Raw genomic sequence first — 25,430 nt, forward strand, 5'->3', positions numbered from 1 at the left:
CGCTACCGGCTCGCCGCAGGCACAAGAACCCAGAGCACCTCGACAGGGTGGTCCGTCGGGTTGATCCAAGTGTGTGGTTCCCGCCCGGGGAAGGAAAGAGTGTCCCCTTCCTCGAGGTCGTACTCCTCGTTGGTCAGGACGAGTTTGATCCGGCCTTTGACCACATGCAGCACGTCGACATCGCAATCCACCGCGTACAACTCGCTCTCACCACGCCCACGCGGTTCGATGGTGGCTTGGAGTATTTGCAGGCGGCGTTCCGAGCGGGCGGTCAAGAGCCGTTCCACGATACCCTGGCCCCCGAGCGAAATCCGGGGGCCGTCGTTTCGCCTGGTCAGGTGGGTCTCAGGGGCAATGAAGAGATCGCCTACAGAGACGGACAGGACTTGGCACAGTGTCACGAGGGACGCGACAGACGGCGACGTCAGGTCGCGCTCCACGCGGCTCAGGAAACCCTTGGTGAGGCCGGTGGCGTCTGCCACTTGTTCGATGGTGAGGCGCTGGGCCTGGCGGGCAGCACGGATTCTGGAACCTATGGCAACAGGTACGTTGCTCGGTTCAACGGGAAGAGCCTTCATTCACGAACCTTTCAGGCCTGCACTCCGGCCCATTCATTGGAGCAATAGTAGCCGGATCGGTCCGCGGGAGTCGCCTGCCGGACAGCTGGAGGCCCTTGCTTGACTGTTGCGCCCGTCACAACATATCCTCACAGGCAACAAGTGTTGACTGCTAGGCATTCAGCCACTCCCCCCTCGCCCGCACGGAGACCCACCCTCGCAGGATTTTTGCAGGAGCGGCGTTGTTCCCCACCGTGCATTAGCTTCAAGGACCATCATGGAATCTTCGGCTCTAAACATCGCAATTGTGGTGGTGTACCTGCTGGCCATGCTCGCGTTTGGTTGGTGGGGCAAGTCCCGCACCAAGAACAACAGCGACTTCCTCGTGGCAGGCCGCCGCCTGGGACCCTTCCTGTATACGGGCACCATGGCAGCCGTTGTCCTCGGCGGGGCATCCACTGTTGGCGGCGTGGGCCTCGGGTACAAGTTTGGCATCTCCGGCATGTGGCTGGTGGTGGCGATCGGCGCCGGCGTACTGCTCCTGAGCTTGCTGTTCGCCGGAACCATCCAACGGTTGAAGATCTACACGGTGTCCCAGATGCTGAGCCTTCGCTACGGAAGCAAGGCAACGCAGACCTCCGGCATCGTCATGCTCGCGTACACCTTGATGCTCTGCGCAACTTCCACCGGGGCCTACGCCACCATCTTCGTTGTCCTGTTCGGCTGGGAGCGCTGGCTGGCCATCGCCATCGGCGGGGCCATCGTCCTCGTATATTCGACCATCGGTGGCATGTGGTCCATCACTTTGGCCGACCAGGTCCAGTTCATCATCAAAACGGTGGGCATCTTCTTCCTGATGCTCCCCTTCGTCCTGAACGCCGCGGGCGGCTTCGACGGGATCCGCGCACGGGTCAACGCCAGCTTCTTCCAGATCGACGGCATCGGTGTCCAGACGATCATCACGTACTTCGTGGTCTATACCCTCGGCCTGCTGATCGGACAGGACATCTGGCAGCGCGTCTTCACCGCCAAAACCCCCACGGTGGCACGCTGGGGAGGCGCCACCGCCGGCGTCTACTGCATCCTCTATGGTGTGGCAGGTGCCCTGATCGGCTTGGCTGCCCGGGTGGCTCTGCCCAATATCGACGTCGCCACCCTCGGTAAAGACGTGGTGTACGCAGAGGTGGCCACCCACATCCTGCCCATCGGAATCGGCGGCCTTGTCATGGCAGCTGCTGTCGCGGCAATGATGTCCACCGCATCGGGTGCCCTGATCGCTGCCGCAACGGTGGCTCGCGCCGACGTCGTGCCGTTCGTTGCCAGCTGGTTCGGTAAGACGATCTCCACCGACGACACCGAAAATCCCGAGCACGATGTCAAGGCCAACCGTTATTGGGTTCTGGGCTTGGGTGTTGTTGCCGTACTGATCTCGATGGCGGCACAGGACGTTGTGGTAGCCCTGACCATTGCCTACGACATCCTGGTGGGTGGACTTCTGGTGGCAATCCTCGGCGGCTTGGTCTGGAAACGCGGAACAGGCATAGCCGCAGCGTGGTCGATGGCCATTGGCTCGATCCTCACCTTGGGCCTGCTGATCCTGTTCGCCACCGGAGCGATCCCAAGCGAGGACGGCGTTTACGCCAACGAACCGATCTACTACGGCCTCGCTGCCTCTTTCATCGCCTATGTGGTCATCTCACTGCTCACGCCGCCCACGGATCCCGCGGTCCGGGCTGCATGGGATGCCCGCGTTGCAGGGGCGGTTTCAGAGGAATTGCCCCCGGCGCTGCACCCGGTCGCCACCAAGTAACCTGGGCCGGAGGGGACGGCGTCTGCGGGCAATCCGGCTAGATGTCGTCCTCTTCGCCCCGGAATTCCTCGGTTTCATCAATCGGGACCACTCGTTCATCGTCCTCGGGGGCGTCGACGTCTTCCACCCAAGGCTGGTCCACCTCTTGGTCTTCGCTGTAGTCGTAGGCCGGGTCCGACTCGATGCGTGTCCGCTCAGGGTAGTTCGCAGTTGGATCAATAGAGTTCATGATGCGACCTCCATCCCGTGGGCTGGCAAGAGCCCTCATCCGAAACGCGGGGAGTTCCCGCCGGTGTCCTTCCATCTGAGCACCGTCGCAATCGGCGGTCAAGGAAGGTGCGAAATTGAGGTGCGCCGAACATTCCGTTTAAGGAATACCGGCCAAAATTCGACGCCGATAAGAGGTACAGTGGTGCGTGCAAAGGGGCCGATTTCTACCCCACCCAGCACAGGAGACACACCGTGCAAGCGCACCAAGAATCCCCCGGTTCGTCGAGCCCCGCTCCGGACGCCGCCCCCAAGCCTCCCACCGCAGCCGATCTGCGGCGTTGGCGGCAATACCTGGCCGATGAACGAGCAGAAGCTGCCGTGTACAGGCAACTGGCACAGCGGCGAGAGGGCGAAGAACGCCAGATTCTGCTGGCCCTCGCCGAGGCTGAGGGCCGCCACGAGGCACACTGGCTCAAACTCCTGGGCGAGCACGCCGGGATGCCCAAGGCCGCGTCCAACCACAGCCGGCTCCTCGGATTCCTGGCCCGCCACTTCGGCTCGGTGTTCGTCCTTGCCTTGGCGCAGCGCGCAGAAGGCCGCTCCCCCTACGGAACCGAACCGGCTGCAACCCCCGCCATGGTGGCCGATGAACAAATCCATGAGGAAGTTGTTCGCGGCTTGGCCACACGGGGACGGAACCGGCTCTCCGGAACCTTCCGCGCGGCCGTTTTTGGCGCCAACGACGGCCTGGTAAGCAACCTCTCCCTGGTCATGGGCATGGCCGCAACAGGCGTGTCCAGCTCAGTGGTCCTCATGAGTGGGGTGGCCGGGCTCCTTGCCGGTGCACTCTCCATGGGCGCCGGGGAGTATGTGTCCGTGCGGTCGCAGCGCGAACTTCTCAACGCCACCTTGCCAACCCAGGCAACGCTGACAGCGGCCCCTTCCCTGGACATCGAGCACAACGAACTCGTCCTGGTCTACCTGGCCCGCGGAATGACACGGGAAGCAGCCGAGCACCGCGTAGCCGAGCGCATGGGCTTGTTCACCTGCGACTGCGACCCCAGCCTGTCCTTGCAGCCGGAAAAGCCGCCCACCGACGATCACGAGACCGTGGGCTCTGCGTGGGGCGCCGCCATGTCCAGTTTCTGCTTCTTCGCCTCCGGCGCTATCGTGCCCATCATCCCCTTCCTGTTTGGCATGACCGGCTTGGGCGCGTTGGCAGTAGCCGGTGTTTTGGTGGGCATCGCACTCTTGGGCACGGGCGCCGTCGTCGGATTGCTCTCCGGAACATCGCCGCTGAGCCGCGGCCTCCGGCAGCTGGCTATCGGCTTCGGTGCGGCGGCTGCCACTTACGGGCTGGGGCTGCTATTCGGCGCCTTGATCGTCTGAGTTTGAATCGGCCGAAGCACCGAGGCGTTAGGGCGGCCACGCGAAGTCTCCTGGTGGTAGCGTCGGCGGTTCTCGCCGTCGTCATCGGCCTGTTCCTTCACGGCAACGCACGATTCAAAGAACTGCTCCCGCCGTTCAGCGCCCTGGCTTCCCCGCAAGCTGGAATCGTCCAACCGTCGCCTCCGCGGGCAGAGAACGCGCCTCCGCCAGGCCGTGAAGAGGCAGACGCGCCGCTGGGCTCGCCTCCCGCGCCAGCTGTCGCCAGTGATTCATATAAGTTCCTGGCCACTAACGACGACGGCACTCCCGTGGGGTACTCGCCCTGCCGGCCGCTGCACTATGTGGTGAACAGCGCCACCGCCCCGCCAGGGAGCGACGCACTCCTGAGCACTGCCATCGCGAAGATTTCGACCGCCACCGGCATCAGGTTCGTCAACGATGGCAGCACGGACGAGCTTCCAGTGCTCCACCGCGAACCGTATCAGCGGGCCAAATACGGCGACCGCTGGGCTCCCCTACTTATCTCCTGGACAACTCCGGACGTGGCTCCGGCCTTGGCCGGGAACGTCATCGGGACCGGCGGGAGTACCATGTATTCGCTCAACAAAGGGCCTAAAAGCTACATCACCGGCAGCCTGGAGTTGGACACTCCCCAGATCACCGAACTGCTTGCCGAACAGGGCGGCAAGGACTACGTATTGGCCGTCATGCAACACGAACTGGGGCACGTGATGGGGCTGGACCATGTGGATGATCCGGTCCAGCTCATGTACCCGGAAATCGGCGCCCCGGATGGCCTCGCCGCCGGGGACCTCAACGGCCTCTACCGCCTCTCATCGGCGCCCTGCCGGAAGGACATCTGAGCGGCTACCGCGTCAGGACCGCCAGCGCGTCCTCGATGGTATCCACCAGGAAGATCCGGTCCGCCATGGGACGGCCCTCCGCGAGACTCTGCACCATGGGCCACGCCGGGAAATCCCTGACCCAATAATCGCGGCCAACCAGCACCATGGGGGTGACCGTTTCCGGTGTGCCGTAGTAGTTTTCGCAGGCATCTTGGAAGATTTCCTGGACTGTGCCGGCCGCACCGGGAAGGTAGACGACACCTCCGTTGCAGAGTTCCAGGAGGATGGCTTCCCGGACTGAATTGGCAAAGTACTTGGCGATGTGGGTGGCGAAGAGGTTAGGCGGCTCGTGGCCGTAGAACCATGTCGGAATCCCCAGCGTCGCCGTGCCCTGGGGATAACGCTCGACGACGGCGGCCGCCTGACGCGCCCAAGCCGTCACCGAGGGCCGGAACCCTGGCACGGCGCCGAGCGCCTGAAGGGCAGCCGCGGAATCGGCGTCGGGCATTCCGCTAAGGTAGGCACCTAAGTTGGCGGCTTCCATCGCGCCCGGACCGCCTCCTGTAGCGACAGTGAAGCCTGATTGGGCCAGCAGGCGGCCTAAGCGGGCGGCGTCGGCGAACTCCCTGGTGCCACGCTGGGCAGCATGCCCGCCCATGACACCCACGAGCTTCGTTCCCGCGAGAACTCCGTGCTCCAGCAACTCATCCAAGGCATCGCCGATCGCGTGGTCATGGAGGGCGGCGGCAAGCGTTGAGTCAAGGCTTCCGCGACGGCCCGGAAGGATGCTCCACTGATATACCCGGGCGTCCAGTGTGGACTCGTATTCCTCGGTAGCTATGTCCTCGTAGAGTTCCTGCGCACTGTAGAGGCTGGCGCGGTAAGGGTTGAAGGGGACACCGCGAAGCTGGGGAAAGATGAGCGCACCGCGGCTTCTCAAGCTCTCCTCCACACCATTGTCGAACGTGCACCCCAAGAAAACAGCCCCGCGAGGGTCGAGGGCCTTGAGCTCACGGGAACGGCCGCGAAGATCCAGGGATTGTGCGTGCCAGCCGTGAAGGGAGCGGGCACCTGCCTTCACCAATTCGTCGAAGCGGGCCACGCTTTCGACGTCGAGTGTCCGGGGGCTCGGACTCAAAGCTCCGGTTCGATTCATGGGTTTAGCCTAAGGGACCGACCACCGTGAATATTGGCCGAGCCGGGCACTTTTCAGATCCACGCGGAGGGAGTAACGTGACACGCACCGCATCCTTAGTACTTCCGGGGAACGCGGTTGAAGTAGCCAATGCCATTGAATCGGCGCCGAAAGGGACGCCGTAAGCTTGCCGGCTGGGGGGCCCAACATCTGCTCAAGGAGCATGATTGTGGTCCGTTCAAATTCCCCTCGCCGTCCCCTTGGCGGCACCCACTCTTCCTCCCTCGCTCGCCGTATCTCCTCCGGGTCCCAGCGCGCCTCCATACCCAGGCGCGCTTTGGGATTCCTCTCAGGCCTTTCGCTCGGCCTGACCACCCTGGTTTTCGGCTTCGCGCCACCAGTTGTTGCTGCCAGCCCGTCATGTTCGGGCGCCGGCGGCGCAATGCAAATTGTGGCGCATACCGACGACGACCTGATCTTCCTCAGCCCGGACTTCATGCGCGATATCCAGGCCAAGCGTTGCCTCGAAACCGTGTACACCACCGCTGGTGAGGCAGGCGAGGGGCCCACCTACTGGCACAGCCTCGAAGCAGGAATCCGGGCCAGCTACGCCAAGATGGCCGGCGTCGCCGACTCTTGGACAATAGGCGACGCCGGTCTGCCGAACCGCGCGCTGACCAAGGAGACCCTCAACGCTGCTCCCAATATCTCCGTGATCTTCATGCGGTTGCCCGATGGTTTCCCCAACGGAGACGGCAGCGCCGCGTATAACGATCAAAGCATTTTGAAGCTCTGGGACGGCAGGCTCTCAGCCATCCGCCCGGTGGACAACTCGGCGACGTTCACCAAAACGCAGTTCCAGAACACGCTGAACCGCCTGGTCGCCGATTTCCAACCCACCACGTTCCGCACCCAGGATTGGACCGGCACGTACAAGCAGCCGTATGACCACAGCGACCACTGGGCCACCGCCAAGTTCGCCCAACTCGCTTCGCGCAGCTTCACCGGACCGCATACGGCAACGGCCTACGACGCTTACGTCATTGACGAGTACCCACAAAACGTCACGGGCGCTGAGCTCACCGCCAAGGTGGATACCTTCGTGAAGTTTGCGGGCTATGACATGTACATCTGTGATTCGCCCGGCGAGGGTTGCCCGGATTCGCCTTACGACGAATGGCTCAAGCGGCAGTACATCACAGCCATCGAGTGGACCGGCAACGCCGACAAGTCAACCGGGGCCACTGTCACCGCCTCCTCCCAAAAGGGGGCGGACCAAAGTCCCGAGAAGGCACGCGACGGGTACGACTGGGGAGCTCCCATGGACGCTACCCGGGAATGGGTGACGGCGGGAGAAAAAGCGGGGGCTTGGATCCAGTACAACTACGCTCCGACCCGTACCATCGGCTCAGTCACCTTGTTCGATCGCCCTGACCTCAGCAACCAAGTTACCGGCGGAAGCCTGCAGTTCTCGGATGGCAGCACCGTGCAGGTACCGGCTTTGCCCAACAACGGATCAGGGCTCACCATCACGTTCCCGGCACGGACCGTTAGCTCCGTCCGGTTCAACATCACCTCCGTCAGTTCCACCACAACCGACGTCGGACTGGCAGAGTTCGAGACCTACCTCGGAGCAGACACCACTGCTCCCGTAGTGACCGCCACTCCAGCCGGAGGAACATACAATCCAGGTCAACAGGTTGCCTTGAGCACCAACGAGACCGCGACGATCTACTACACCACCGACGGATCAACTCCCACGACGGCCAGCAGCAAGTACACCACTCCCATCACCCTCAATGGTGCGATGACCCTGAAGTACTTTGCCGTGGATTCCTCAAACAACTCGTCCGCAGTAGCAACGCAGACGTACTCCACCGGCCCAGACACCACCAAACCCGTGGTCACGGCAAATCCCTTGAGCGGGGCATACACGCCCGGCACCAAGATCACGTTGACCGCGAACGAGCCGGCGGAGATCCGTTACACCACCGACGGCAGCGATCCGCTGACGGCGGGAGTGGTGTACAGCTCGCCGATAACCTTCAACGGTCCTGACCCCATGACCTTGAAGTATTTCGCCCGTGATACAGCGGGCAACGTGTCCGACGTCGTCACCCAGACGTATACGGTGCCGCCGGATACAACCGCTCCTGTGGTGACGGCCAATCCCACCAGTCGGGCCCTGGCCAGCGGTGCAACGATCACCCTGACGGCAAATGAGCCCGCCACCATCTACTACACGCAAGATGGCAGCACCCCCACGGCCACCACCTCTGCCACGGACTTCAAGTACACAGGACCCATCACCATGGGCAACTCGGCCATGGTCCTGAAGTACATTGGCGTGGACACCGCAGGCAACACGTCCGCGGTCGGAACGCAGACGTACAGCGTTCCGGTAGCCGGGCCGCCGTCGGCCCACGATTTCAACGGGGACGGCAAAGCCGATGTCCTGGCGACGGACGCTTCAGGAAATCTGTACCTCTATCCGGGTGACGGCACCGGCGGCTTGCTGACGCGGCAGCTAGCGGTACCTGCCTCGAATTGGTCCACCGTGACTGATGTGATCACTCCGGGAGACTTCAATGGAGACAGCAAGCCCGACGTGCTGGCACGGGCCGGCGATGTCCTCTGGCTGTACCCGGGTGACGGCGCAGGCGGTTTCGGTACCAGGATCCAGGTCAGTACCGGCTGGAGCCTCCTGACGCAGCTGTTCTCCCCGGGGGACTTCAGCGGAGACGGCATCCCGGACGTGATGGCGATGCGCGCCAACGGTGATCTGCGGCTGTATCAAGGCACCGGCACCGGCGGGCTCCGGACGCCAACGACAGTCGGCACCGGCTGGGACGTGATGGATACGATCTTCAGCACGGGCGACTTCAATGGCGATGGGAAGGCGGACGTGCTGGCACGCGGCGCCAGCTCGGGTTCCCTCTGGCTGTACCTCGGAAACGGAGCGAGCGGATGGACCACGTGGAGCAAGATCACCACAAGCTGGAGCGACCGGACGGCCCTAGCCGGCCCCCGGGACCTCAACGGCGACGGTAAAAACGACGTCATCGGCCGCATCGGCGACACGCTCTGGCTCTATCCGGGCACAGGAAGTGGAGGATTCGGCACCCCCACGAGCCTTGGCACTGGCTGGCAGTCGATGAAGATCATCGGCTAACCGGCCCCATGAACCTGGCGCGGGCCGGAGTTTTCCCCCAGACTCTTCGGTCCGCGTCAGCTATGCCCGGCTCGTTGTGGGGCCCGCTCTGCCCCCTGCGACGAGGAAATGACATGCAGAGCGGGCCCCACAACGAATGGTTAACGCGCGACGACGGCCCGGTACCTTCCGTGGGAAGGCGCCGGGCCGTCGTCGTACTGGCGTTCTGGGAACTAGAGCGTAGCGAAAACTTCGCGCAGCAGCGTGGCGGTTTCGGACGGCGTCTTGCCGACCTTCACGCCTGCAGCTTCGAGAGCTTCCTTCTTCGCCTGGGCCGTACCGGCGGAACCGGACACGATGGCGCCTGCGTGGCCCATGGTCTTGCCCTCGGGAGCGGTGAAGCCTGCCACGTAGCCGACAACCGGCTTGGTGACGTTGGCCTTGATGTAGTCAGCGGCGCGCTCTTCAGCGTCACCACCGATTTCACCGATCATGACGATGGCCTTGGTCTCGGGATCAGCTTCGAATGCAGCCAAGGCGTCGATGTGCGTGGTGCCGATGATGGGGTCGCCGCCGATGCCGATCGCGGTGGAGAAGCCGAGGTCGCGGAGTTCGTACATCATCTGGTAGGTCAAAGTACCGGACTTGGACACGAGGCCGATGGGGCCCTTGCCCGTGATGTTGGCCGGGGTGATGCCAACCAAGGCCTCACCCGGAGTGATGATGCCGGGGCAGTTCGGGCCGATGATACGGGTGACCTGCTTGCCGTCGGCGTCCACCTTGGACTGGGCAAGCGCCCAGAACTCGGCGGAATCCTGGACCGGTACGCCTTCAGTTATGACAACGACCAGGCCAATGCCTGCTTCGATTGCTTCGACGACGGCGTCCTTGGTGAATGCAGGGGGGACGAAGACGATGGACACGTCCGCGCCCGTCTCAGCCATGGCTTCCTTGACGGTGCCAAAGACGGTGATTTCATTCTCGCCATGCATGACCGTGGTGCCGGCCTTGCGGGCGTTGACGCCGCCAACAATGTTGGTGCCGGCCTTGAGCATCAGGGCGGTGTGCTTGGTGCCTTCGCCGCCGGTGATGCCCTGAACGATGACCTTGGAGTCTTTGTTGAGGTAGATAGACATTCTCGGGTCCCTTTACTTAGCTGCGTTGGCGAGCTCGGCGGCCTTGTCGGCGCCCTCGTCCATGGTGGCGGCCAGGGTTACCAGCGGGTGGTTGGCCTCGGTCAGGATGCGGCGGCCTTCCTCAACGTTGTTGCCGTCGAGGCGAACTACCAGCGGCTTGTTCGCGGAGGAACCAAGCTCAGCAAGCGCACCCACGATGCCCTTTGCGACGGCGTCACACGCGGTAATGCCACCGAATACGTTCACGAAAACGCTCTTGACCTGGTCATCGCCGAGGATGACGTCCAGTCCGTTGGCCATGACCTCAGCGGACGCTCCACCGCCGATGTCAAGGAAGTTGGCGGGCTTGACGTTGCCGTGGTTTTCGCCAGCGTAAGCAACGACGTCGAGGGTTGACATCACAAGACCGGCGCCATTGCCGATGATGCCGACTTCGCCGTCGAGCTTGACGTAGTTGAGGTCCTGCGCCTTGGCCTTGGCCTCAAGCGGGTCAGCTGCGTCCTTGTCCTCCAACGTGGCGTGGTGCACGTGGCGGAAGTCTGCGTTCTCGTCCAAGGAAACCTTGCCGTCGAGAGCAACGATGTCGCCTGCACCGGTGCGAACCAGCGGGTTGACCTCAACCAGCGTTGCGTCTTCCTTCTTGAAGACATCCCAGAGCTTCAGGATGACGTCGGCAACTTTGCCCCGCAATTCCTCGGGGAAGCCTGCTGTTGCGACGATCTCGTCGGCCTTGGCCTGGTCGATGCCGACAGCGGGGTCGATGGCAACCTTGGCCAGAGCCTCGGGACGCTCAACAGCCAACTGCTCGATTTCCATACCGCCCTCAACCGAGCACATGGCCAGGTAGTTGCGGTTGGCGCGGTCCAACAGGACCGAAAAGTAGAATTCCTCGGCGATGTCCGCGCCTTGGGCGATCATCACCTTGTTGACGGTGTGGCCCTTGATGTCCATGCCCAGGATGTTGGTGGCGTACTCAAGCGCCTCTTCGGCAGTCTTGGCAACCTTGACGCCGCCAGCCTTACCACGGCCACCGACCTTAACCTGTGCCTTTACGACAGTTACGCCGCCGATTTTCTCAGCAGCTGCCTTTGCTTCTTCAGGGGTGTGCGCCACGATGCCAGCGAGCACGGGTACACCGTGCGCCTCGAACATATCGCGCGCCTGATATTCAAACAGGTCCACGGTTTAGTGTCCTTCTACGTCGAAGTAGTTTTCTGTTCAGCCGGGAACCGCGATGACCGCGTTAGCCAGCTGCGGAAAGTACGCGGTAAACAACCGGGATGAAAGCCAGTCACATTGCGTAAGGTCCTCTCGGAACTTTAGCCCTTTGAGGAGTCCCGCCAGCTACACACTACCTGTTAAGTGAGTAACCTTACACTTCTATCACGTGTAGAAATACCGCAGAATCACGCTCTTATACGTCCAATTTCGTCAGCGGCGCGTACCGCAACAGCAGGCGCTTCTCGCCGACGTCGAACTTCACCTTGGCAACCGTCTTGTCCCCTGCGCCTTCGATACCCAGCACCACGCCGTTGCCGAAGCTCGTGTGGTTCACCTTGTCCCCGACCACCACCGAAATGACTTCCTTTTGGGGCTGGACCCTGCTGCGGACGACGGCGGCAGGGACGTCGGCGTCGAACCCTGCGGTGGGGCTGGCGGCAGCGCCGCGGGACGTTCCGGCGCCCCAGAACGAGCCACCGTACCTGTTTGAGCCGATGGGCGCACTGCCCCAACCACCCGCTTGGCGGCTCATGCCTTCGCGCTTCCACTCCACGAGCTCGGAGGGGATTTCTTCGAGGAACTGGCTGGCAGGGTTGTACTGGCTTTGACCCCACATGCTGCGGACCTCTGAGCGCGTGACGTAGAGGCGTTTCCGGGCACGCGTGAGGCCCACGTACGCCAGCCGGCGTTCTTCCGCGAGCTCCTTAGGGTCTGTTGCCGAGCGTTGGTGGGGGAAAATTCCATGCTCCATGCCCGTGAGGAAGACGACGGGAAACTCCAAGCCCTTGGCCGTGTGGAGGGTCATCAGCGTGACCACTCCCATCCGCTTGGCCTCAGCAACTGCGGCATCAATGTCCCCGCCCGGAGCATCGGGGATCTGGTCAGCGTCTGCCACCAGCGAAACCTGCTCCAAGAACTCACCGAGCGAGCCTTCCGGGTTATCACGCTCATACTCCCTGACCACAGCCACAAGTTCGGCGAGGTTCTCAACCCGCGACTCATTTTGGGGGTCGTTGCTGGCCCGAAGCCCGGCAAGGTAGCCGGTCTGCTCAAGGACGGCTTCAAGTGCGGCTGACGCGCCCGAACCGGACGCGACTTCGGCAAGGTCGTCCAGCAGTTTAACGAAGCCCAGTACGGCGTTAACGGAGCGGGTTGCCATGCCAGGCGCTTGGTCTGCGCGGCGGGCGGCCGTCATGAATGATGTCCGTTCCCGCTCAGCCAAGGCTGCCACGGCTCCTTCAGCGCGATCGCCGATCCCCCGTTTGGGTTCGTTCAACACGCGCCGGAGGTTGACGTCGTCGTCCGGGTTCACCAACACGCGCAAGTACGCCAGGGCATCCTTAATTTCCTTGCGCTCGTAGAACCGGGTGCCGCCAACAACCTTGTACGGCAAGCCCACCCGGACCAAGACGTCCTCGATGGACCGCGACTGGGCGTTGGTCCGGTAGAAGATCGCGACGTCGCCAGGACGCAGGCCTTCCTCGTCCTGCAGGCGGTCAATTTCCTTGGCGATGAACTGGGCTTCGTCGTGCTCGTTCTCCCCCACGTAGCCCACTATTTTTTCGCCGTCGCCTTCCGCGGTCCACAAGCGTTTTTCCTGGCGGTTGGGATTGCGGGAGATGACCGAGTTGGCAGCGCTGAGGATGTTCTGCGTTGACCGGTAGTTCTGTTCGAGCTTGATGGTGCGCGCGTTGGGATAGTCTGCCTCGAACTCCACGATGTTGCGGATGTCGGCGCCACGGAACGCATAAATCGATTGATCGGAATCGCCCACCACCGTGAGTTCGCTCGGCTCGACGTCGGTGTCCGCTCCCGTGCCCACGATTTCCCTGACCAGCGCGTACTGGGCGTGGTTGGTGTCCTGGTACTCGTCCACCAGGACATGGCGGAACCGGCGCCTGTAAGACTCTGCGAGCGCAGGGAAAGCCCGGAACATGTAGACGGTCTCTGCGATGAGGTCATCGAAGTCCATCGCGTTGGCCTGGCGCAATCGCTGCGTGTAACCCTTGAAGACCTCGGCCACGGCCGTGTCGAAGGGGTCGTTGTAGTTCGCAGAAGACGCGTACGAATCGGCGTCGATCAGTTCGTTCTTGAGCGCTGAGATTTTGTGCTGGATGGCCTTGGGGGCGAACTTCTTGGGATCAAGATCCAGGTTCTTTGAGACCAGGGTGATCAGGCGCAGGGAATCGGCCGAGTCATAGATGGAGAAATTCGAGTTCAGGCCAACGCTCGCGGCCTCCCTCCGCAGAATCCGGACGCAGGAGGAGTGGAAGGTGGAGATCCACATGGACTTGGCCCGGCCACCCACCAAAGCCTCGATGCGTTCCCGCATTTCCGCCGCTGCCTTGTTGGTGAAGGTGATGGCCAGGATTTCGCCGTGATGGGCGCGCTTGGTGGCTATGAGGTAGGCGATGCGGTTACTCAGCACGCGGGTCTTGCCCGAACCCGCGCCGGCCACGATGAGCAACGGGCTTCCTGCGTGCTTGACGGCCTCTTCCTGCTGTGGGTTCAACCCCTGAAGGAGGGCATCCGCCGTCGGGAGTCCCGAGGACGCCTGGTTGCCCCAACCGCCTGCTGCCGGACCCTCTGGAGCGGGCGCAGGCGTTGCCATGGAGCCTCCACCAGTGCGGGATAGCTCCGGGGCAGCCTTGACTGCGGTTTTGGTGCCTGCTTTGAAGGGTCCGTTTGCGTAAGGGTCAAACAACATATCCATGGTGCCTACCAGTCTAGGCGGTGCCCCTGACACTCAGGACGGGCGCTCACCCCAAGCACTCACCGCTGGCCCGGATCATCCAGAAGCCAGCCACCCGCGGCGAGCCTTCGCTAGGCAAACTGCGGGACGGAGGTGAGCGCCGCGCTCAACTCGCGAACCGCCGTCGGGCCTCCAGCGACGAACCAGTTCATTCCATTGACCTGCACGACGGCGGTCTCCCCACCTGCGGCACGGACGATTGCCTTGCCCGGCAACCAATCCCATTCCGGGCAGCTGTGCTGGAACCAGCAACCGAGTTCGCCGTCGGCCACGCGGCCCAAGTCGCATGAGCCGGAACCGAACATGCGCAGCGACGCCGCGGAAACGGCGGCAGCATGCCACGGCATGGCCGTGCGGGGATCGGCCAGCCACGTGGGATGGATGTAGGTGGCGGCGCAGATCTCGGCAACCGATGCTGCGCTTGGGCCCGAAATGGGCTCGCCATTCAACGTAGCAGCGCGTTCCTGGCCGCCTAGCCACAACTTATCCAACTCCGGTTGGTAAATGGCACCAAGCACCACGGACGGGTCAACGGTCCGCTGCCCGGCATCTGTCCCGTCGTCGTGCTTCAGCGCGATTGCGGAGCACCAGTAGGTGGATCCGTGCAGGAAGTTGTACGTGCCATCCACAGGATCGATCACCCACGTACGGCCGCTGGTTCCGGAAACAGATGCCCCCTCCTCGCCCAGGATGCCGTCCTCGGGGCGGCAGCGCCGCAACTGTTCCATGACGTACGCCTCGGCGGCGTGGTCAGCTGCCGTGACGACGTCGGACACCGAGGTCTTCCGTTCACCTTCCAGTCCGCCCATGCGCATGAGGAGGGCGAGTTGGCCTGCCTCCCGAACCAAGGCGCTTGCCAGTTGGTAGTCATCGAGCGTGGGGTCCAGTTCAGTTGCGGTGTGCCTGCCGGTGGTCATGGTTACAGCTTATGTGGCGGGATAATGATTACCATGGCCAAAACACAAGCGCAGCGCATCAAGAAGCACGGAGCCAAGGCAGTGGTTGTGGATCACACCCCGCCTCCCGTGATCAAACCGGCCGCCGGCACCAGCTCGTCTGCCGGGCGCTCGCCGGAGCAGGCGCCGAACAACTCAAAGCTGATCGTGATCGCCGGCGTTGTGGCCAGCCTGTTCCTTTTTTGGTACCTGCACTTGCTCACGCTGAACCAGATGACTCAGCTCTCGGGCGGGATGGCCATGCCCGACTCGCTGATCGGTGGTTTCTCGACCGATTACATCACCCACCTGCATGCGGCCATGGATGATGCCGCCCGGGGGCAGCTCAGCTACCTCCACAAGACCGCTGGAACACTGTTTCCGCTGATCTTCGGCTTCAGTTGGCTTCTGCTGATAGGGACGAATGTGTCCCGCAGGTCCTTGCGACGGGCCATGTGGGCCGCTCCCCTGCTGTTCGTGGTGGCCCACTTGTGGTCCAACATCGCCATCGATTCGATGGTGGGCGCGGCCACGCCCGACGCCGGTTTGGTCGCCTTGGCCTCGGCCGTCACCGTTGCTTCCTGGGTACTTTTCCTGCTGAGCATCCTTTGTGGCGCGGCAGCGGTATACCTCGGCCGAAAGCGGTCAAAGCAGGCTCGGGCGGAACAGGCCCGGGCGGAACAGCGGGATCAGCGCTAGCGAGCAGCTTCTTTCCGTGCCCTGTGAACGCGACGGGCGATCACCAACCCGGCTACGGCCAAGCCGATCGTCACGGGATACCCCATCAGCCGTTCCAGCAGGCCGGGTTCGGGCACATCCATCCGCGTAAGCCCTCCCGTCACCAGCGCCACAAGGGAAACGAGGCCGCAGGCCAAAAGGAACCAACTGACCGGGGTCTGACGGAACCACAGGATTCCCAACAAGAGGAGCGTTACGGCTCCCCCGCCAAAAAACATCAACGCCCCGGCGAAGTGCCAGGGTGAATGCAGGTCCTCTGGAACCAACCCCACCACTACGGTTCCCACTCCCGCGACTCCCGTGAGAATCCGGATGGCCACGGCCATGATCCACGGCGGGGCAACCAGCCTGGCCCGGGCCGCATCGGAGGCGTTGTTGGAGCTTTCGACCAGCCGGAACCGTTGCGGTTCCACGCCGGGGCGGGCTGCCACCGACAGCAAGCCGGTTGTGAGGAAGATGGCGCCGAAAATCAATGCCAGGCCTTGGACCACAAAGGAGGCGTTCATCAGCTCGTGCAACGGCGAACACACGGCACGATCGTCATAAATGCCACAATATTTGGCCCCGAGATCGCTGATGAGTCCCGTGGCCCTGCTGTACGGCTCGGGTCCTGCCCAAGCCTCGATGACTGCAGCCTCGGCAAGGAAGTACTGGAGCACACTCAGTTGCGCCCAGGCACCGATGTCTGCCCTGATCCGCCGGACGGAATGAAGGATGGAGCCGGCTCCTGCCGTTACAGCCGCATGACCTTTCATGGAAGCCAGCCTAGCGGTGTTCAAGCACCGGCCTGCCAGCTTGTATGCTTGTAGTCGTGTCCAGGACCTGGAGCTCCAGCAGCGGGATTTGAGCCGTGGACACACAGGCCCTCGTAGCTCAGTGGATAGAGCACGGCTCTCCTAAAGCCGGTGTCGTTGGTTCGATTCCAATCGAGGGCACTTGAACCAGCAGCAGCCTCCTGAGGATTTGCGGTCCTACTTGGCCGGAAACTGGAGTGTGAAAAGGGATCTCCTGGACCGCTCCACCGGGACCCGGGGCACCTATACCGGCGTCGTGCGTTATCTCGAGAACCTCGACGGCGGCCTTGACTACCGTGAAGACGGCACCATGCACTGGCCCACCCACTCGGGCCCCGCCTTCCGCGAGTACGTTCTCACACCCGGGCCGGATGCCGCCTCGATGGACGTCTTCTTCCCTGACGGCAGGCCATTCCACGTGATGAGCTTCTCCGAGCAAGGCCATCAGGACGAGCACTGGTGCGATCCGGACGATTACCGCGTCAACTACAGCTACCTCGGGCCTGACTCGTTCAGCTTCAGCTGGGACGTGCGCGGCCCCGCCAAAGATCTGTTGCTCACATCCCACCTGAGCAGAATCGACTCCTGGAGGTAAATGTGCGCCATACCGACACCGACCTGATCATCGTCAGCGCCGTCTGCGTCTTCAACAGGGAAGGCCACCTGCTGACTGTGCGAAAGCGCGGCACGGACAAGTTCATGCACCCCGGCGGCAAGCCGGAACAGGGCGAGACCGCTGCCGAGGCTGCCTCGCGGGAACTCGCCGAGGAGGTCGGCATCGACGTGCCCGCCGCGGATCTTGAACCGTTGGGCGTGTGGCTCGCGGCTGCCGCCAATGAAGCTGCCACGAACATCGAGGCCACGGTTTTCACTGCGCCTGGAACGTGGGAGGCACACCCGTCCGCGGAGATCGCGGAGATTCGGTGGCTGGATCTGGCCGCTCCCCTGCCCGATGACCTGGCCCCCTTGCTGACCGACCACATCATCCCGCTGCTGACCCCGCCCAAGTAGCTCGCAGACGGGGCCCAGCAGCTGGCAGATGGCTTAGAGCTCGGGCAGCGCTTCCTGGACAGCCGCGGTGGCCTCAGCGAACTGGGTTTGGTACAGCTCCGTATATCGGCCGTCGGCGGCCAGCAGTTCTGTGTGGGTACCGCGCTCCACAATCGTTCCGTCCTCAACCACCAGAATGACGTCCGCGGCACGGATGGTGGAGAGGCGGTGAGCAATCACGACGGCGGTGCGCCCCTCGAGCGCCTCCCCCAAGGCTGCTTGGACTGCTGCTTCGTTGGTGGAGTCAAGCGCGGCAGTCGCCTCATCAAGAATCACGACGCGCGGCTGCTTGATGAGCAGGCGGGCAATGGTGAGACGTTGGCGTTCGCCGCCGGAAAGCCGGTAACCCCGCTCCCCCACCACGGTCTCCAACCCGTCAGGCAATGACCGGACCATGGGCTCCAACCGGGCCCGCCGGATGACACTCCACATTTCTTCCTCGGTGGCCCCGGGCCGTGCGAGACGGAGGTTGGAGGCAATGGTTTCGTGAAACAGGTGCCCGTCCTGGGTCACCATGCCCAAGGTGTCCCGCAGCGAATCAAAGCGGAGATCGCGCACGTCAACGCCGGCGCCTGGCCCGTGTCCGCCCAAACGCACGGCTCCGGAGTCGACGTCGTACAGCCGCGAGAGCAGCTGGGCCACGGTGGATTTACCGGCACCGGAGGAACCCACCAGGGCCACCGTTTGTCCCGGTTCCACCCTGAAACTGATCCCGTGGAGGACTTCCTCGCCGCCCCTGGTATCCAGGGTGGCGACATCCTCAAGGGAAGCAAGGGAGACCTTGTCCGCGGAAGGGTAGGAGAACCGGACGTCGTCGAATTCCACGGCAACCGGCCCTGCCGGAACAGCCACGGCATCCGTCTTTTCCGTGATGAGCGGCTGCAGGTCCAGAATCTCGAACACCCTTTCAAAGCTGACCAAAGCGCTCATGATTTCAACCCGGGCGTTCGACAGCGCGGTCAGCGGAGCGTAGAGGCGCGTCAAGAGCAAGGCCAGAACCACCACGTCGCCGGGCGCCAACTGCCCGCCGAGCGCCAGCCACCCACCGAGGCCGTACACCAAAGCCAAAGCAAGCGCCGAGACCAGGGTCAGGGCGGTGACGAACGTGAACTGGAGCATTGCCATGCGGATGCCGATGTCCCGCACACGGCCTGCCCGGGCCGCGAACTCACGGGACTCCTCGTCCGGCCGGCCGAAAAGCTTCACCAAGGTGGCGCCCGGGGCTGAGAAGCGCTCCGTCATCTGGGTGCCCATGGCCGCGTTGTGCGCTGCAGCCTCGCGCCGCAGATCGGCCAATTTGGAACCCATGCGCCGGGCCGGAACGAGGAAGATCGGCAGCAGGATCATGGCGAGCACCGTCACCAGCCACGAAGTATTGAGCATGACGGCCAAAGTCAAGGCCAGGGCCACCACGTTGCTCACCACGCCGGAGAGCGTTCCGGCGAAAGCGGACTGCGCGCCGATGACGTCATTGTTCAGCCGGCTGACCAGCGCGCCGGTCCGGGTTCGCGTGAAGAAGGCAATAGGCATCCGCTGCACGTGATCGAACACCCGGGTACGGAGGTCTACGATCACTCCCTCACCGATTGTGGAGGACAACCACCGGGTCAGGAGCCCCACACCGGCCTCGCCCACAGCCACGATGGCGATCAGGATGGCAAGCCACACCACTTTGTCCACTCCGGACTTGGCGATCAGCGCACCGACCACCTGGCCTGCGAGCACAGGTGTGGCAACAGCCAGGAAGGCTGCCACGATCGAGGCGAGGACGAAAGCGATCAGCTTTGCCTTGTGCGGGGCAGCGAAACCCAGCACCCGCTTCAAGGTGGCCCGGGAAAATGGCTGCGAGCCACTTTTCGCCGTGGTGATGTTGTACAGCGAGCTCCAAGCCACGCGGTCCATGCTCATTGGTTACTTCTCCTGGCTTGAGGTGTGATGCAGTTCCTGGACCTGGCCGTTTTCCAAGTGCCAGCGTGAGTCGAGCCGCACGTTCTCCAGGAGCCGGCGATCATGGGTCACCAGCAAAAGCGCGCCTTCGTAGCCCTCCAGCGCCTCCTCGAGTTGCTCGATTGCCGGAAGATCCAGGTGGTTGGTCGGTTCGTCGAGCACTAGAAGGTTCACCCCCCGGGCCTGCAGCAGGGCAAGCGCGGCACGCGTCCGTTCTCCCGGGGACAACGAATCCACCGTGCGTGAAGTGTGGTCCGCCTTGAGGCCGAACTTGGCCAGCAGCGTGCGAACGTCTGCACTGTTCCAGTCTGCCAGCACAGCTTCCACCGCGTCACCGAGCTGCCGTTCGCCGTCGAGCAGCCCGCGGGCCTGGTCGATCTCGCCAATGGTCACCGAGGCACCCATGGAAGCGTCGCCGTCGTCGGGTACTTGCGTACCCAGCAACAGGCGCAGCAGCGTGGATTTGCCGGCGCCGTTGGGGCCCGTAATACCGATTCGCTCACCGCCGTTCAGCTGGAGGTTGACCGGTCCCAGCGTGAAGTCGCCTTGGCGTGCGACGACGTTACGCAAGGTGGCCACGACGGCACTGGAACGCGGTGCCTGGCCAATGCTGAACTGCAGTTGCCATTCCTTTCGCGGCTCCTCCACCTCGGTAAGCCGGGCAATGCGGGACTCCATCTGGCGAACCTTCTGAGCCTGCTTCTCGGAGGACTCGGTACTGGCCGCGCGCCGGATCTTGTCGTTATCCGGGCTCTTCTTCATGGCGTTACGTACACCTTGGGAGCTCCATTCCCGCTGCGTGCGCGCCCGGGACACCAGATCCGCTTTGGTGTTGGCGAACTCTTCGAAGCGCTCACGGGCATGGCGTTTAGCCACGGCCCGCTCCTCCAGGAAAGCCTCATAGCCGCCGTCGTACACAGCAACGGAGTTCTGGGCAAGATCGAGTTCCACTACAGTCGTGACACAGCGGGCCAGAAACTCGCGGTCGTGTGATACCAGGACCACCCCGCCCCGCAAACCTTGGACAAAGGCCTCAAGCCGGGCAAGGCCGTCCAGATCAAGGTCGTTGGTCGGCTCGTCAAGAAGCACGACGTCGAATCGGCTCAGCAGCAGCGCGGCCAACGCAACGCGGGCAGCCTGGCCACCGGAGAGTCCGGTCATCAGGGCGTCCGCGCCGAGTTCCAGGCCCAGGTCGGCAAGGACGGCGGGAATCCGATCGTCAATGTCGGCAGCTCCGGACGCCATCCAGCGATCGAACGCCAAAGAATAGGCATCATCGGATCCTGGGGCACCCGAGCCGAGCGCTTCTGCCGAGGACTCCATCTCGGCGGTGGCCTGCGCGCAGCCAGTACGCCTGGCGATGTAGGCGCCGATGGTCTCGCCCTCTACGCGCTCATGTTCCTGCGGCAACCAGCCGACGAAGGCATCCGACGGCGCCGAGCTGACAGCCCCTTCTTGGGGCTGGTCCACGCCCGCGAGGATGCGCAGCAGCGTCGACTTGCCGGCCCCGTTCGCGCCAACGACCCCCACAACGTCGCCGGGAGCCACGGTCAGGGACAGCTTGGAAAAGAGGGTACGGTGGCCATGACCACCTGCGAGATCCTTGGCCACCAAGGTTGCAGTCATTGTCAGTCCTCAAAACGCGAGATTCAGGCCGCGATATGCGCAGGCATGGAAAAACCCGTTGGTCCGGACTTGGGGGGTGTACGGACCAACGGGTTCAAGCATCAAGCATAATTCAATGTGGCGTCGTCGTAAAATCGTCGTGGCCCCAACATCATCCCGGCCCAAACTTCATCCCGGAAAGACCCACATGCCGTTACAGTCCAAGTCGTTCCAACGCTGGCTCCATGGTGTTGCGCCACATGCCAGCACGGCGGACGTCTGCAGGATTGCCGGGATCAAACGGACAACGCTGGCCCAGCAGTTGGTCCGCGGCAAGGTGGCGGAGTCCACTTTGGTGAGCATCAGCCGCGGCTTTGACATCAACCCGGTGCAGGCACTGGCCACCTTCGATCTCTACGCCGTCCTTCGAGGTGACCCCGTCCCTCCCACGGCCTGCGAACTGGTGAGCCAGGTAGCAACAGTCGACCTGCTCCGGGCAGTGGTTGAACGCAGCCAACCAGGTTCCATCCCGGCCATGGTCCTGTCAGCCACACCGCACCCCACCGCGGTGCGGAACTGGGTGGACGCGATCGACGACGGCGAGTTGCGGCACCGGGTCAGCCAGGCAACCGGGATCGCGCCACAGAATTTTTCGGCACATTTGACCGCGAACAGGCTTCCCCCGGAACTGGCCATCGCTACTTCGCGAGCTGCCGGCGTCGGACCCGCTGGCGGGCTGGTGGCCGGTGGATTGATCACCGAAGCGGAGGCGGGGTGGCCGCCAAACGCCCGGCAAGAAGCCCTGGACGCCATGACGCAGGGCGAGCTGGTGACGCTGGCCGGAGAGCGGCTCCAAGCCCTCGGCAAAACGTTGCGCCGCCAAGAACAAGACCACGAACGCACTGAACGGATTTGGGAGAACCTCGGATGACGGCTGTCCTGCCCTGGGCCACGCTCGTGGTCTGCCTGGCTATCACCATCGCACGGCTACCAAGCTTGCTGCGGGGTGAGAATCGGGTTCTGTTCTACATCTTCGCCTTGATGACACTGGATATCCTCCTCAGCATCGAAGGCCCCTACCTTGCGCTGGACGCTGTGCTCGGCGGCGTCAATGTCACCAACCTCATCCTCCGTTTCCTCCTGTACGGAACGTTCCTGTTGATGGGTGTCAAGATCGCCATGGGGTTCGCTTCCGCCTCGGCCGAACGCGCCATCCGTGGCCCGTGGGGGCTGACCGTCCTCGGCCTCACGGTGGGGCTGACCACGTTCTTCTTCGTCATCACGGACACGCGAGGATCCACAGTGGGCATGAACGGGCTGACGTGGGGACCTTCCATGGAGGCCTACGCGGCGCTAGGTCGCTTCTATCCTGGATTCGTCGCCGCGTGCCTGCTGCCGGCGATCTGGCGCACTGTCACGGGACGACCACCGGCCTTACTGCGCGGCGCAGCCGCGCTCCTCTTCGTGGGCCTGGCCCTCCTGCTGGTATCGCAGCTGTTCCCGCTGATCCCTGCTGTCCACCTATGGCTGCGCTCCCTCATCAACTACTCCGCGGTGCTCGCTACCGCGCTGGGCTTGGCGGGAATATGGCTTTCCAAGGCCTACGCGCGTCGCAAAACGAAGAATTTCGACTTAGGGCTTTCACAAAAGCATTAGATCGTGGCACAATCATGAATGTGTGAACGAGGCAGCGGCCCAACACCGGAGACAGGGAACGGGTCTCCGGCGGAAGTGGCGCTCATGTGAACGCAATTGGGGGGATGAGTGGTGGCGGACTGTTGGGGACCGCCCCCACTCAGCCTTTTTAAGCGGCAATCAGGCAGCATCTCTTCGTTTCCCATGGCAGGGTGACGGGACGGGCCCATCACGATGACTAAGATGGCTCCATGACCACCCTTCACACACGCCGCTCTGTCCTCGCAGCCACTTTGGCCTCCGCCGCCCTGGCACTCTCTGCGTGCGGTGGAGGTTCCACACCAGCTCAATCGGGTGGAGATACCTCCTTGTCCGACGTGAAGTCCAAGGGCGAACTCGTTATCGCCACTGAGGGAACGTACCGCCCCTTCACTTTCCATGCCGAAGGCGCAGGCGACCTGACCGGCTTCGACGTCGAAATCGCCAAGGCCGTGGCCGGGAAGCTGGGCGTCAAAGCGACCTTCCAGGAAACCCAGTTCGACGGTATCTTTGCCGGCCTTGATGCCAAGCGCTTCGATGCCATCGCGAACCAGATCTCCATCAACGATGACCGCAAAGCCAAGTACAACCTCTCCACGCCGTACACCGTCTCCACCGGCGTCGTCGTCACCAAGTCCGATAACTCCAGCATCAAGAGCTTTGCTGACCTGAAGGGCAAAACCACTGCCCAGTCGCTGACCAGCAATTTCTACAAGATGGCTGTGCAAGCCGGAGCAAACGTCCAGGCCGTTGAAGGCTGGGCCCAGTCCGTGACGCTGGTCCAGCAGGGACGGGTGGACGCCACCGTCAACGACAAGCTCACCTACCTCGACTACGCCAAGACCAACCCGAACGCGGGACTGAAAGTCGCTGCCGAGGCACCGGACAAGAGCCAAAGCGCCATGGCTTTCCGCAAGGGCGCGAACGAACTCACCAACGCGGTGAACAAGGCTCTGGACGATCTCCGGACTGACGGGACGCTCGCTAAGATTTCAGAGAAGTACTTCGGCTCGGACGTCACCAAGTAGATGGACTGGGACCTCGTTTGGAGTTCCTTCGGCCCGCTGATCACCGGCGCAGTGACGGGGACTATTCCCCTGACCCTCGCGTCCTTTGCTTTCGGCCTGGTACTGGCACTGGTGGTCGCCCTCCTGAGGCTTAGCCCCAACTGGCTGCTTGCAGGGATCGGACGTTTCTACGTCTCCGTGATTCGCGGAACACCACTTCTGGTGCAGCTGTTCGTGATCTTCTACGGCCTGCCCAGTATGGGGATCAAACTGGATCCGTGGCCCAGCGCCATCATCGCGTTCTCCCTGAACGTGGGCGGCTACGCTGCCGAAATCATCCGCGCCGCGATCCTGTCCGTGCCCAAGGGGCAGTGGGAAGCCGGCCACACCATCGGCATGTCCCGCCCGCAGACCCTATTGCGCATCATCCTTCCCCAAGCCGCCAGAGTGTCTGTCCCACCCTTGTCCAATACGTTTATCTCGTTGGTCAAGGACACGTCGCTGGCGTCCTTGATCCTGGTCACCGAACTGTTCCGGAACGCCCAGCAGATTGCTGCGTTCAGCCAGGAGTTCATGGCCCTGTACCTGCAGGCTGCCTTGGTCTACTGGGTCATCTGCTTGGTCCTGTCCACGGCGCAGTCCGCCGTGGAGAGGAGATTGGACCGCTATGTCGCCCACTAACCATTCCTCCTCCCCTTCCGTGTTGAAGGCCAGGAACCTGGCCAAGGCTTTTGGCAGCAACACGGTGCTGAAGGATATCGACATCGATATCCACCGGGGGCAGGTCGTGGCCCTCATCGGACCGTCGGGTTCGGGTAAGACAACGGTGCTGCGGTGCCTGAACGGCTTGGAAACTCCCGACGGCGGAACGGTCACCTTCGGAGGAACCGGCGTCGATGGCGATTCTTCCGCGGGACTATCCATCGATTTCGCTGCGAAGGTAGGCAAGAAGGACGTCGCGGAGCTTCGCGACCGCAGCGCCATGGTGTTCCAGCACTACAACTTGTTCCCGCACATGACCGTGCTGAAGAACATCATCGAGGGTCCGGTCCAGGTCCAGAAGCGGCCACGATCCGAGGCCATCGCCGAGGCAGAACGGCTGTTGGAGCGCGTGGGGCTCGCCGATAAGCGTGACGCTTATCCCTTTGAACTCTCAGGCGGGCAGCAACAGCGGGTGGGCATTGTGCGGGCTCTCGCCTTGAAGCCGCAGCTGCTTCTGTTCGACGAGCCGACGTCGGCTTTGGATCCCGAACTCGTAGGCGACGTCCTGGGTGTCATCAAGGAACTCGCCGAAGAGGGATGGACCATGGTGATCGTGACCCACGAGCTCGCGTTCGCCCGGAATGTCGCCGATGAGGTTATCTTCATGGACGGCGGCGTTGTGGTGGAGCGCGGTCCGGCAGCCGAGGTGCTGCGCGCACCCCGGCAGGAACGAACCAAGCTCTTCGTCAAACGGCTCCAGCACGACGTCTGA

Annotated in this window: 22 protein-coding genes and 1 tRNA gene; 13 read left to right on the top strand and 10 right to left on the bottom strand. The window is 63.0% G+C overall.

The window, feature by feature from the left end; genetic code table 11:
* Positions 1 to 2: 2 nt before the first annotated feature.
* A complete protein-coding gene (locus SB659_RS04360) occupies positions 3 to 578 on the bottom strand; it encodes a helix-turn-helix domain-containing protein (RefSeq protein WP_284974203.1) in 576 nt (191 codons plus the stop codon).
* 256 nt (positions 579 to 834) lie between these two features.
* Between SB659_RS04360 and SB659_RS04365 the strand changes: the two genes are divergently transcribed.
* On the top strand, positions 835 to 2,367 hold the full coding sequence (locus SB659_RS04365) for a sodium:solute symporter (RefSeq protein ID WP_410549616.1): 1,533 nt from the start codon (positions 835 to 837) through the stop codon (positions 2,365 to 2,367).
* A 37-nt stretch (positions 2,368 to 2,404) separates the two neighbouring features.
* On the opposite strand, the gene SB659_RS04370 is transcribed toward SB659_RS04365, so the two are convergent.
* Positions 2,405 to 2,596, bottom strand: coding sequence for a hypothetical protein (locus tag SB659_RS04370; RefSeq protein ID WP_284974201.1), 192 nt, complete (start codon positions 2,594 to 2,596; stop codon positions 2,405 to 2,407).
* A 233-nt stretch (positions 2,597 to 2,829) separates the two neighbouring features.
* Between SB659_RS04370 and SB659_RS04375 the strand changes: the two genes are divergently transcribed.
* Together SB659_RS04375 and SB659_RS04380 are read left to right on the top strand one after the other, a co-directional pair.
* Positions 2,830 to 3,966: a VIT1/CCC1 transporter family protein gene (locus SB659_RS04375; RefSeq protein WP_284977534.1), complete on the top strand. Its 1,137-nt coding sequence runs from the start codon at positions 2,830 to 2,832 to the stop codon at positions 3,964 to 3,966.
* A 2-nt stretch (positions 3,967 to 3,968) separates the two neighbouring features.
* Positions 3,969 to 4,829: a matrixin family metalloprotease gene (locus SB659_RS04380; RefSeq protein ID WP_410549617.1), complete on the top strand. Its 861-nt coding sequence runs from the start codon at positions 3,969 to 3,971 to the stop codon at positions 4,827 to 4,829.
* Between the two features lie 4 nt (positions 4,830 to 4,833).
* Here the strand turns inward: SB659_RS04380 and SB659_RS04385 are convergent, their stop codons facing one another.
* Positions 4,834 to 5,967 carry an LOG family protein gene (locus SB659_RS04385; RefSeq protein ID WP_410549618.1) on the bottom strand — a complete coding sequence of 378 codons (1,134 nt, stop codon included), beginning with the start codon at positions 5,965 to 5,967 and terminating at the stop codon, positions 4,834 to 4,836.
* A gap of 208 nt (positions 5,968 to 6,175) precedes the next feature.
* Here SB659_RS04385 and SB659_RS04390 point away from each other — a divergent pair, with 208 nt between their 5' ends.
* Entirely contained in the window at positions 6,176 to 9,118 is a 2,943-nt protein-coding gene (locus tag SB659_RS04390) for a chitobiase/beta-hexosaminidase C-terminal domain-containing protein (protein ID WP_410549619.1), read from the top strand.
* Between the two features lie 212 nt (positions 9,119 to 9,330).
* Here the strand turns inward: SB659_RS04390 and sucD are convergent, their stop codons facing one another.
* From sucD to SB659_RS04410, 4 genes are all read right to left on the bottom strand, one after another.
* On the bottom strand, positions 9,331 to 10,233 hold the full coding sequence (gene sucD, locus SB659_RS04395) for a succinate--CoA ligase subunit alpha (protein ID WP_284974196.1): 903 nt from the start codon (positions 10,231 to 10,233) through the stop codon (positions 9,331 to 9,333).
* Between the two features lie 12 nt (positions 10,234 to 10,245).
* Positions 10,246 to 11,415 carry an ADP-forming succinate--CoA ligase subunit beta gene (gene sucC / locus SB659_RS04400; protein ID WP_284977529.1) on the bottom strand — a complete coding sequence of 390 codons (1,170 nt, stop codon included), beginning with the start codon at positions 11,413 to 11,415 and terminating at the stop codon, positions 10,246 to 10,248.
* 232 nt (positions 11,416 to 11,647) lie between these two features.
* Entirely contained in the window at positions 11,648 to 14,167 is a 2,520-nt protein-coding gene (gene pcrA, locus SB659_RS04405; protein WP_410549620.1) for a DNA helicase PcrA, read from the bottom strand.
* A gap of 110 nt (positions 14,168 to 14,277) precedes the next feature.
* Positions 14,278 to 15,123: an inositol monophosphatase family protein gene (locus SB659_RS04410; RefSeq protein WP_410549621.1), complete on the bottom strand. Its 846-nt coding sequence runs from the start codon at positions 15,121 to 15,123 to the stop codon at positions 14,278 to 14,280.
* A gap of 33 nt (positions 15,124 to 15,156) precedes the next feature.
* On the opposite strand from SB659_RS04410, the gene SB659_RS04415 reads away from it, so the two are divergent.
* The gene (locus tag SB659_RS04415; RefSeq protein ID WP_410549622.1) at positions 15,157 to 15,840 is read left to right on the top strand and encodes a hypothetical protein; all 684 of its coding nucleotides are present in this window, start codon (positions 15,157 to 15,159) and stop codon (positions 15,838 to 15,840) included.
* Here the strand turns inward: SB659_RS04415 and SB659_RS04420 are convergent.
* Positions 15,837 to 16,634 carry a hypothetical protein gene (locus SB659_RS04420; protein WP_284977525.1) on the bottom strand — a complete coding sequence of 266 codons (798 nt, stop codon included), beginning with the start codon at positions 16,632 to 16,634 and terminating at the stop codon, positions 15,837 to 15,839. The genes SB659_RS04415 and SB659_RS04420 overlap by 4 nt on opposite strands.
* Positions 16,635 to 16,741: 107 nt before the next feature.
* Here SB659_RS04420 and SB659_RS04425 point away from each other — a divergent pair.
* From SB659_RS04425 to SB659_RS04435, 3 genes are all read left to right on the top strand, one after another.
* Positions 16,742 to 16,814 (top strand) — tRNA-Arg (locus tag SB659_RS04425).
* A 1-nt stretch (position 16,815) separates the two neighbouring features.
* The gene (locus SB659_RS04430) at positions 16,816 to 17,268 is read left to right on the top strand and encodes a DUF6314 family protein (protein WP_410549623.1); all 453 of its coding nucleotides are present in this window, start codon (positions 16,816 to 16,818) and stop codon (positions 17,266 to 17,268) included.
* 2 nt (positions 17,269 to 17,270) lie between these two features.
* A complete protein-coding gene (locus SB659_RS04435) occupies positions 17,271 to 17,684 on the top strand; it encodes an NUDIX hydrolase (RefSeq protein ID WP_410549624.1) in 414 nt (137 codons plus the stop codon).
* A gap of 33 nt (positions 17,685 to 17,717) precedes the next feature.
* On the opposite strand, the gene SB659_RS04440 is transcribed toward SB659_RS04435, so the two are convergent.
* Complete coding sequence (locus SB659_RS04440; RefSeq protein ID WP_410549625.1) at positions 17,718 to 19,631, bottom strand: ABC transporter ATP-binding protein; 1,914 nt, start codon at positions 19,629 to 19,631, stop codon at positions 17,718 to 17,720.
* 3 nt (positions 19,632 to 19,634) lie between these two features.
* Positions 19,635 to 21,296, bottom strand: a complete 1,662-nt coding sequence (locus SB659_RS04445; protein WP_410549626.1) for an ABC-F family ATP-binding cassette domain-containing protein — start codon at positions 21,294 to 21,296, stop codon at positions 19,635 to 19,637.
* 187 nt (positions 21,297 to 21,483) lie between these two features.
* On the opposite strand from SB659_RS04445, the gene SB659_RS04450 reads away from it, so the two are divergent.
* From SB659_RS04450 to SB659_RS04470, 5 genes are all read left to right on the top strand, one after another.
* Positions 21,484 to 22,206, top strand: a complete 723-nt coding sequence (locus SB659_RS04450) for a hypothetical protein (RefSeq protein ID WP_284977520.1) — start codon at positions 21,484 to 21,486, stop codon at positions 22,204 to 22,206.
* On the top strand, positions 22,203 to 22,931 hold the full coding sequence (locus SB659_RS04455; RefSeq protein ID WP_284977519.1) for a hypothetical protein: 729 nt from the start codon (positions 22,203 to 22,205) through the stop codon (positions 22,929 to 22,931). The genes SB659_RS04450 and SB659_RS04455 overlap by 4 nt, the downstream gene beginning before the upstream one ends.
* Before the next feature lie 230 nt (positions 22,932 to 23,161).
* Positions 23,162 to 23,977: an amino acid ABC transporter substrate-binding protein gene (locus SB659_RS04460; RefSeq protein ID WP_284977518.1), complete on the top strand. Its 816-nt coding sequence runs from the start codon at positions 23,162 to 23,164 to the stop codon at positions 23,975 to 23,977.
* A complete protein-coding gene (locus SB659_RS04465) occupies positions 23,978 to 24,637 on the top strand; it encodes an amino acid ABC transporter permease (protein WP_284977517.1) in 660 nt (219 codons plus the stop codon).
* On the top strand, positions 24,624 to 25,430 hold the full coding sequence (locus SB659_RS04470; RefSeq protein WP_284974182.1) for an amino acid ABC transporter ATP-binding protein: 807 nt from the start codon (positions 24,624 to 24,626) through the stop codon (positions 25,428 to 25,430). Before SB659_RS04465 ends, SB659_RS04470 begins: the two co-directional genes overlap by 14 nt.

Source organism: Arthrobacter sp. SIMBA_036 (genome assembly GCF_046535135.1).
Lineage (GTDB): Bacteria > Actinomycetota > Actinomycetes > Actinomycetales > Micrococcaceae > Arthrobacter.